Consider the following 1,711-nt stretch of genomic DNA (forward strand, 5'->3'; position numbering starts at 1 on the left):
GCGGTAACACCGCGTCGGCCAATATCGGCAGCGGCGCTCCGGTCTGCACCCGCACCGCCTGCCGGGGCTGCAAGCGGCTCGGCGTGCGCGAACCGGCCGCAATGGACGCCATTACCGGCAGGCTGACTCCGCCGCGTGCCGTTTCGTCGTCGGGCCCGCCGTCATCATTGCCCCGACCGTAACCGTTGACGTCACCCGCAGCGCCGAGCACATCGACGCTGCGCACCGCATAGCCGTCGATCGCCGCCTGGTCAAAACCCGGCAGGGGACGTTCGGTCACCACCTCTTCGGCGCACATCAGTCCCTGCGCCTCGGCGATCGCGACGCGCACCGGCCGTGGCGCCACCGCGGCGGCCGACACCCGGGCCTGCTGCTCCTCCACCGAACGCACAGCGCGCCTTTCTACCGTCACGGGGCCGGGCGGCCTATTCCGATGGCCCGGAATGCTAACCCTCGGGCAGGCCTAATCGGGTAACCAACCACCGCCGCAGATCCGGTCCGTAGTCGTCGCGATCCAACGCAAAGTCAACCGCAGCCTTGAGGTAGCCGCCCGGATTTCCCAAGTCGTGTCGGGACCCGTGATGCACCACCGCGTGGACTGGATGACCTTCGTCGATCAACAGCGCGATCGCGTCGGTGAGTTGCATTTCGCCGCCGGCGCCCCGTTCGATGCGGCCCAGCGCGTCGAATATGGCTCGGTCGAGCACATACCTGCCCGCCGCCGCGTACCGCGATGGAGCCTCCTGCGGCTTCGGCTTCTCGACCATGCCCTTGACCTTCAGCACGTCGAGGTTGCCGTAGTCAGGCACCACCTCGACGTCGAAGATTCCGTAGGAGCTGATCTCCTCGGCGGCGATTTCGATCGCACACAACACCGTGCCGCCCAGGTCGCAGCGCACCTTGAACATCGCCTCCAGGACCCCGGTGGGCAACACCAGGTCATCGGGCAACAGCACCGAAACGGCGTCCTCGTCGGGCGAGAGTGTCGACTCCACGCAGCTGACGGCGTGACCCAGCCCCAGCGGCTCCTTCTGTACGACGGATTCGACCTTGATCAGCTGCGGGGCGCGGCGCACCTTGGCCAGCATGTCCTTTTTCCCGCGCGCCTCCAGCGTGCCCTCGAGCACCAGGTCCTCGACGAAATGCGCGACGACGCTGTCCTTGCCCTCGGAGGTGACGATCACCAGCCGCTCGGCGCCGGCTTCCGCCGCCTCAGCGGCCACCAGCTCGATACCCGGGGTGTCGACGACGGGCAGCAGCTCCTTGGGCACGGTCTTGGTGGTCGGCAGAAAGCGCGTGCCGAGGCCGGCCGCGGGCACAACCGCCGTGCGCGGGATCGAAGCAAGTGGGCGTGACATCGTTCACACCATAATGGCAGGGCAGCGAGGAGTCCGTGTGGCGGCGCCGATGCCGGGCCTGTCATCGTTGACCAATGGCCACCGCGGGCAAGGCCGCCTTGCGCGAGCAACTGCTGGCGGCCCGGCGATCAGTTCCCGACGACGTCCGCGCCGTGGAAGCATTTGCCCTCGCTGAGCACCTGGAATCGGTGGTCGACGACGGCAGTGTGGTGTGCGCATACGTGCCGGTAGGTGCTGAGCCCGGGTCGCTCGGGCTGCTCGACGTTGTGCTGCGCCGCGCCGGGCGGGTGCTGCTGCCGATTGCCCGCACCGAAGCCGACGGCACACCGCTGCCGCTGCGCTGGGCTGAGTAC

The 1,711-nt window shown here is 68.4% G+C and carries 2 protein-coding genes and 1 pseudogene; 1 reads left to right on the forward strand and 2 read right to left on the reverse strand.

Annotation, left to right across the window (positions count from 1 at the left end; genetic code table 11):
• Positions 1–391: pseudogene (locus tag WA317_RS12385) on the reverse strand (gephyrin-like molybdotransferase Glp); the annotation flags it as partial.
• 55 nt (positions 392–446) lie between these two features.
• Positions 447–1,358: a UTP--glucose-1-phosphate uridylyltransferase gene (locus WA317_RS12390; protein WP_425173310.1), complete on the reverse strand. Its 912-nt coding sequence runs from the start codon at positions 1,356–1,358 to the stop codon at positions 447–449.
• A 74-nt stretch (positions 1,359–1,432) separates the two neighbouring features.
• On the opposite strand from WA317_RS12390, the gene WA317_RS12395 reads away from it, so the two are divergent.
• Positions 1,433–1,711, forward strand: a 279-nt coding sequence (locus tag WA317_RS12395) for a 5-formyltetrahydrofolate cyclo-ligase (protein ID WP_425173311.1), incomplete at its 3' end; no start/stop codon positions are given.

The organism is Mycobacterium sp., assembly GCF_049802695.1.
Classification (GTDB): domain Bacteria; phylum Actinomycetota; class Actinomycetes; order Mycobacteriales; family Mycobacteriaceae; genus Mycobacterium.

What these genes read in the sequence shown, in the direction of transcription:
- WA317_RS12390 (WP_425173310.1), bottom strand. Translation starts at nt 1,358, where the DNA reads ATGTCACGCCCACTTGCTTCGATCCCGCGCACGGCGGTTGTGCCCGCG.